The sequence below is a fragment of the Streptomyces sp. NPDC031466 genome, from assembly GCF_055581265.1.
This window is the reverse complement of sequence record NZ_JBVIJT010000003.1, coordinates 536,712-542,203: the sequence shown is the minus strand read 5'-3', so window position 1 is coordinate 542,203 and position 5,492 is coordinate 536,712. Positions and strand designations below refer to the sequence as shown.

The 5,492-nt window shown below is 69.2% G+C and carries 6 protein-coding genes; all 6 read right to left on the bottom strand.

What is annotated here, in order from left to right; all coding sequences use genetic code 11:
- Positions 1-43 precede the first annotated feature (43 nt).
- Positions 44-2,206: an ABC transporter ATP-binding protein gene (locus ACZ5GP_RS08370; protein WP_468750171.1), complete on the bottom strand. Its 2,163-nt coding sequence runs from the start codon at positions 2,204-2,206 to the stop codon at positions 44-46.
- 52 nt (positions 2,207-2,258) lie between these two features.
- Complete coding sequence (locus ACZ5GP_RS08365) at positions 2,259-2,504, bottom strand: MbtH family protein (protein WP_468750037.1); 246 nt, start codon at positions 2,502-2,504, stop codon at positions 2,259-2,261.
- Positions 2,505-2,621: 117 nt separating this feature from the next.
- Positions 2,622-3,902 carry a sensor histidine kinase gene (locus ACZ5GP_RS08360; protein WP_468750036.1) on the bottom strand — a complete coding sequence of 427 codons (1,281 nt, stop codon included), beginning with the start codon at positions 3,900-3,902 and terminating at the stop codon, positions 2,622-2,624.
- A gap of 6 nt (positions 3,903-3,908) precedes the next feature.
- The gene (locus ACZ5GP_RS08355; protein ID WP_468750035.1) at positions 3,909-4,562 is read right to left on the bottom strand and encodes a response regulator transcription factor; all 654 of its coding nucleotides are present in this window, start codon (positions 4,560-4,562) and stop codon (positions 3,909-3,911) included.
- 33 nt (positions 4,563-4,595) lie between these two features.
- Positions 4,596-5,072, bottom strand: coding sequence for an alpha/beta fold hydrolase (locus tag ACZ5GP_RS08350; RefSeq protein WP_468750034.1), 477 nt, complete (start codon positions 5,070-5,072; stop codon positions 4,596-4,598).
- Positions 5,066-5,488 (bottom strand): alpha/beta fold hydrolase, encoded by a 423-nt coding sequence (locus ACZ5GP_RS08345; protein WP_468750033.1) that lies wholly within the window; start codon positions 5,486-5,488, stop codon positions 5,066-5,068. Before ACZ5GP_RS08345 ends, ACZ5GP_RS08350 begins: the two co-directional genes overlap by 7 nt.
- Positions 5,489-5,492: the final 4 nt, after the last annotated feature.

Genomic DNA, 5,492 nt, shown 5'->3' with positions numbered 1-5,492 from the left:
GCCGGAGGTCTCCACTGGGTCGTCGGTCGCTGGGCGTACGGAGCTAGCGGTGCTCCGGCGGCGGTTGCGGGGGGCCCTGGTGGAAGAAGGGGCCGCCGCCGGGCCCGCCGGGGCCCGGCCCGATGCCTGGGCCGGGGCCCATTCCTGGTCCCGGTCCCATCCCGGGCTGTGGCCCCATCCCGATCCGCACCGGACCACGGCCACCAGGCCCAGGACCACCGGGTCCTGGACCACCGGGTCCCGGCCCGGGCCCGCCCGCGTGCACCGGCTCCGGTCGCGGCGCCGGCGATCCGTTCTTCGACTGGTCAGCGAACTGCGTCCGGTACAACTCGGCGTACAGCCCGCCCTGTTCGAGCAGTTCCTCGTGGGTGCCCGACTCCTGGACCCGGCCCTCGTCGATCACCAGGATCTGGTCGGCGTCGCGGATCGTTGCCAGTCGGTGGGCGATGACCAGCGAGGTGCGCCCCTTCAGCGCGGTCTTGAGGGCCTGTTGCACCGCTGCCTCGGACTCCGAGTCGAGGTGCGCGGTGGCCTCGTCGAGGACGACGACGGGCGGGGCCTTGAGCAGCAGCCTCGCCATGGCGATGCGCTGCTTCTCGCCGCCGGAGAGCCGGTAGCCGCGGTCGCCGACCACGGTGTCGAAGCCGTCCGGAAGCGATTCGATCAGCTCCCAGATCTGCGCGGCCTTGCAGGCGTCGGTCAGGTCCTGCTCGGTGGCGTCCGGGCGGGCGTACGTGAGGTTCTGGCGGATCGTGGTGTGGAAGAGATGCGCGTCCTGGGTGACCATGCCGACGGTGTCAAGCACCGACTCCAGGGTCAGGTCGCGCAGGTCGTGGCCGCCGATGCGCACCGTTCCCGCGCCCGGGTCGTACAGGCGCGGCACCAGGTGCGTGATGGTGGTCTTGCCTGCTCCCGAGCGGCCGACCAGCGCGGTGAGCTTGCCGGCCGGTGCGGTGAAGCTGAGGTCCCGCAGGGTCCAGGCGTCGCCGGCGCGCTCCGGCATCGGCAGCGCGATCGATTCGAGGGAGGCGAGCGAGACGTCGGCCGCCTTGGGGTAGCGGAACGACACATTGTCGAACTCGACCGACATCGCGGGCGACTGCTTGCCGCCGGCACCGTCTCCGGCACCGCTCGCCGCCGGCAGCGCCACCGCGTCCGGCTTCTCCGCGATCAGCGGCTTCAGGTCCAGGACCTCGAACAGCCGGTCAAAGCTGACCAGCGTATTCATCACGTCCGCCTGGGCGTTGGAGAGCTGGCCGATCGGCTGCATCAGCCGGGTGAGCAGGGTGGCCAGGGCCACCAGGGTGCCCATCTGAATGGTGCGGTCGATGACCAGATGGCCGCCGACCCCGTACACCGCGGCCGTGGCCAGCGAGCTGACCAGCATGGTGGAGAGGAAGAGCAGCTTCATGTGGACGGAGGTCTGCACTCCCACGTCGCGGCTTCTGCCCGCCAGTCCGGAGAACTCGGCCGACTCCCGGCCGGGGCGGCCGTAGAGCTTGGCGAGGAGGGCGCCGGTGACGTTGAACCGCTCATGCATCATCGAGCCCATTTCGGCGTTGATCTGCATGTGCCGCCGCATGAGCCGCTGCATCCGGCGGCCGATGACCCGGCCGGGCACCACGAAGAACGGGGCCAGCAGCAGGGCGATCAGCGTGATGACCCACGACAGATAGATCATCGTGATCAGGATGAAGGTGAGGGTGAGCGCCGCGGATACGACGGTGGAGAGCAGCGACGTGAGCGCCGCTTGTGCTCCCATCACGTCGGTGTTGAGCCGGCTGACCAGCGCTCCGGTCTGGGCCCGGGTGAAGAAGGCCAGCGGCTGCCGCTGTACGTGGTCGAAGACCTCGGTCCGCAGGTCGTAGATGAGCCCCTCGCTGACCCGGGCGGACACCCAGGCCTCCACGAATCCCAGCAGGCCGGCCACGAGGGACAATCCGGCGACGGCCACGGCTATCCATACGACGGCCGATGTGTCGTTCCTGAGAATTCCGTTGTCGATGAGGTATTTGAACATCAGCGGAATGGCAACCGCGATGCCGGCGTTCAGCGTCGTCGTCGCCAACAGGCCCACTATTATGCGGCGATGTCGCTTGGCGTACGGGAATATTCGCTTGGCGGTGCCGGGCCTGACGTCTTGTTTCCCGATGGACGGATCCGGTCCGTCCCCTCGCACGATCACCGGTCCTGGGCCACCCATCATGGCCACAGCTACCACCCCTGTCCCGTTGTCTCGCCGTCCGGTCGGTCTTCGGTCAGTTGACGGATTCGGCCGCGACGTTCTCGCCGTCGGCCGCGTCCATCGACTCGGCGAGGCTCCTGGGACGCATGTCCGTCCAGTTCTCCTCGATGTACGACATGCAGGCCGCTCGCATTCCTTCGCCGAAAACGACCTTCCAGCCGTTCGGTACCTCCGCGAATGCGGGCCAGAGAGAATGCTGGTTTTCGTCGTTCACCAGCACAAGAAAGGAGCCGTTCTCGTCGTCAAAGGGATTCGCCATGACCACTCCCCGTCAATGAGTTCACCTGGCGTGGCCAATACTAATCAGGCCCCTGGTGGACGACAAGCAGCGTAATTTGACACCCCTGTCCAACCGCTTATTCTCAGCACTTGGACGCTATTTGGACTTGCCGGCCTTTCTTGTCACCGCTCTCGTCGCAGCGCCGGTGAGCTTGCGCTGTGCGGGAAAGGCCACCTGCACGACCAGGCCGCCGTCCGGGCGGTCCCGCGCCGTGAGTTCGGCGTCGTGTGCGGTGGCGATGGAGCGGACGATGGACAGGCCGAGGCCGTGGTGACCGTCGTCGGCGTTGCGGCGCATCCGCTGGAAGGGGTTGAAGAGCCGGTCGACCTGGTCCGCGGGGACCTGCGGACCGGTGTTGGCGACCCGGACGAAGGCCCGGCCGGAGCGGGTGCCGATGGTGATCTCCACCTGCCCGTCGGGGCGGTTGTAGTCGATCGCGTTGTCGAGGAGGTTGGCCAGCAGCCGTTCCACCAGCACTGGGTCGCCGTGCAGGGCGGCGGGCTCGACATCGGCGACGAGCCGCAGGCCGCGCCGTTCGGCGGCCGGGCGGAACGTACGTACGATTTCGTCGGCGAGGTGCGCCAGCTCCAGCGGCTCCGGCTGCTCGAGGCCGCGCTCGCTGGTCGCCAGGAACAGCAGCGACTCCAGCAGTCGGCCCTGCTGCTTGCTGATCGCCAGCAGCCGCTCGAAGTTGGTGCGGAACGACTCGACCGTCGGGTCGCCGTCGATGAGGGACTCCTCGAGCAGCGCGTGCTCCAGCGTGAGCGGGGTGCGCAGTTCGTGCGCGGCGTTGGCGACGAAGCGTCTATGGGAGTCCAGGGCCGTCTCCAGTCGGCCGAGCAGGCCGTCCACCGTGTCGGCGAGGTCCTTCAACTCGTCGCGCGGGCCCTCGACGGCCAGCCGCTCGTGCACATTGTGTGCCGTGATCTGCTGGATGGCGGTGGTCATGGAGCGCAGTGGCCGCAGCACCCGGCCGGCAACGACCCAGCCGAGACAGATCGCGATCACCGCCGTGATCGCCAGCGCGATCGCCGACTCGAACAGCAGCCGGCTCATCATTTCCTCGTGGGTGCGGGCGGCCTGCTGTTCAAGGCCTCTCGTGAGCTGGTTGGTCGGGGCCGGCCGGCCGTCGCCGACAAACCGGCTCCGCCGCGGTGGCCCTCCCGACTCCGTCGACTCCTGTACGCCCTTGACCAGGACCGGCCCGCCGGTGGAGCCGGCCACCAGCACATAGGTGATGGTGAGCAGCACCGCACCGGACAGGACGAACAGACCGCCGTACAGCAGGGTGAGGCGCATCCGTACCCGCCGGGGCCGCAGCAGGGCGGCGGCCCGGGCGCGGGTGAGGTATTTCGCGGTCAGCGGGAACGAGCGCATGGCACCTCAGATCCGGTACCCGCCGCGGGGCACCGTCTCGATCACGGGCGGGGAACCCAGCTTGGCGCGCAGCCGGTTGATCGTCGTCTTGACGGTGTTGGTGAACGGGTCCGTCGCGTCGTCCCATACCCGCTCCAGCAGCTCCTCGGTCGGCACCACCCGGCCCTCGGCTGCCATCAGGTATTCGAGCACCGCCAGCTCTTTGGGGTTCAGCGGCAGCCGCTCGCCGTTGCGGGTGGCGAGCCGCTTGGCCGGGTCGAGCCGCAGGTCGCCGTGGGCGAGGACGGGCGCGAGCGCCTGCTGCGGGCGCCGGGAGATGGCGCGGATCCTGGCAATGAGCTCCGGGTAGGCGAAGGGCTTGGGCAGATAGTCGTCCGCGCCCAGATTCAGCCCTTCCACGCGCTCGGCCATCGTGCCGGAGGCAGTGAGCATCAACACGCGGGGCTGCTGCGGCTGTTCGGCGAGCGTGCCGCAGACTTCGTCGCCGTGAATTCCGGGGAGGTCCCGGTCGAGCACGACGACGTCGTAGTCGACGACGGCGGTGCTCTCCAGGGCGCGTTCGCCGTCGTGTACGACATCGACGGCCATGCCCTCGCGCCGTAATACCCGCGCCACCGATTCCGCCAGCACGGCATGGTCCTCGACCACCAGCACTCTCATCGCCCACCCCCAGGTCACATTTAGCCGATAAGGCTATCGCCGGGTGCGTCGGCTGGGCGTGAAGAATGCGGTGATCGCCTCGTTCACCGCGTCGGGCCTTTCCAGACAGCCGAAGTGACCGCAGCCGGGGATTTCGGTGTATCCGGCGCCGGGGATCGCATCCGCGACCTCGCGGACCAGGTGCGGGCGGGCGACGAGGTCGTCGTCGGCGAAGCCGATGACGTGGCAGGGCACGCCGATCCGGCGGTAGGCAGGCAGCCGGTTGCCGATCAGCTGCAGGCCCGGCTGGTCGCGGACAGAGCCCGGGGCGGCCCCGGACAGCTCGGAGACGGTCAGCCAGTCCTGCAGCCGCTCCTCGTCGTTGAGGGTTTCCGGCGACAGATTCTGGATGGCCTGCGCATACGCCGCGTACGCCGGCGGCACGGCGCCGCCGCTGTCGGCCCGTGCCAGGTCGGCGGCCGCCATGGCTGCGATCAGCGCGTCCGCCCGGCCGCAGGAGGCGATCAGCACCGCCGGACGAGCTCGGGGTGGCCCAGCAGCAGTTCGGCCACGATGATGCCGCCCAGCGAGAAGCCGACGACCCGGCGCGGGCCCGCGCCCAGGTGCTCGATGAGTCCGGAGACATCAGCCGCCATGTCGTCGACGGTGTATGACCGCGGTCCGGCTTCGGTCGGCGGGATGCCTCGGTCGTCGACGGTGACGACGCGGTAGCCGGCCGCCTTCAGAGCGGGTACCTGGTGGGTGCGCCAGATCCACCCGGGCGCGGCGGTTCCGGTGACCATCACCACCGGCTCTCCGGATCCGTAGTCGTCGTAGGTCAGCCTGATCCCGTTGACAGGAACCTTGACCCCTTCCACCGCATCGCCGCTGTGTCTGCGGCGCTCCTCCCAGCTGTACGTGGCGGTGAACGCGTCCGGGAGCGGCATGTCG

Coding starts and splice junctions, on each gene's coding strand:
- ACZ5GP_RS08370 (WP_468750171.1), bottom strand. CDS start 2,206: ATGATGGGTGGCCCAGGACCGGTGATCGTGCGAGGGGACGGACCGGAT.
- ACZ5GP_RS08365 (WP_468750037.1), bottom strand. CDS start 2,504: ATGGCGAATCCCTTTGACGACGAGAACGGCTCCTTTCTTGTGCTGGTG.
- ACZ5GP_RS08360 (WP_468750036.1), bottom strand. CDS start 3,902: ATGCGCTCGTTCCCGCTGACCGCGAAATACCTCACCCGCGCCCGGGCC.
- ACZ5GP_RS08355 (WP_468750035.1), bottom strand. CDS start 4,562: ATGAGAGTGCTGGTGGTCGAGGACCATGCCGTGCTGGCGGAATCGGTG.
- ACZ5GP_RS08345 (WP_468750033.1), bottom strand. CDS start 5,488: ATGCCGCTCCCGGACGCGTTCACCGCCACGTACAGCTGGGAGGAGCGC.